Source organism: Vibrio sp. 10N.286.46.A8, from assembly GCF_041470165.1.
GTDB classification, from domain to species: Bacteria; Pseudomonadota; Gammaproteobacteria; order Enterobacterales; family Vibrionaceae; genus Vibrio; species Vibrio tasmaniensis_A.
Genome location: NZ_JBFRLX010000378.1, coordinates 1 through 852 on the forward strand (window position 1 = coordinate 1; position 852 = coordinate 852).

1 protein-coding gene is annotated in these 852 nt (G+C 48.5%); it reads left to right on the forward strand.

Annotated features, from left to right (window positions below):
• The coding region (gene apbC, locus AB4232_RS22560) for an iron-sulfur cluster carrier protein ApbC (protein ID WP_372088087.1) at nucleotides 1–852 on the forward strand (852 nt) is incomplete at both ends.

Genomic DNA, 852 nt, shown 5'->3' on the forward strand with positions numbered 1-852 from the left:
TGTTCATGGTTGAATGAGTTCGAGTCACCAATCCTCATACCAGAGTGGGCGCTACACCAAAATATTGTATCGGTTGATCCGCGTGGATCATTCGTTATTACTTTACCTTTTGCTGCGAATCAGCTCGCGACTGAACTGGAACAATGGGTCCACTCCCAGATTGAACAGCAACTTGTTAGTGCTTTTCAGTTTGAAGTAAAAGTGAAGCCGTCTGCGCTAGAAACAACAGTCGCGACACCTTTGAAGGGCGTTAAGAACATTATCGCCGTGACGTCGGCAAAGGGTGGGGTGGGTAAATCGACTACTTCTGTAAACCTTGCGCTTGCGTTATCTAAGTCAGGTTCAAAAGTGGGCTTGTTGGATGCGGATATCTACGGTCCATCTGTGCCTATGATGCTTGGTCAGCTAGACGCAAAACCAGAAGTACAGAATAACAAATGGATGATGCCAATCGAAGCGCACGGCATTTTTACGCATTCTATCGGTTACCTTGTATCAAAAGATGATGCAGCTATCTGGCGTGGTCCAATGGCGGCGAAAGCATTAGGTCAGCTTGTGAATGAAACCGTATGGCCAGAACTGGATTACCTTGTTATCGACATGCCACCAGGTACGGGTGATATTCAGCTAACGCTTTCGCAGCAGATCCCAGTGACGGGCGCGGTTGTGGTGACCACCCCTCAAGATTTGGCATTAGCCGATGCGCGTAAAGGTGTGGCGATGTTTGATAAAGTGAGCGTGCCAGTGGCAGGCTTAGTGGAAAACATGAGCTACCATATCTGTAGCCACTGTGGCGAGAAAGAGCATATCTTTGGCGCTGGTGGCGCGGAAGCCATGTCAGAAGAGTTTTAC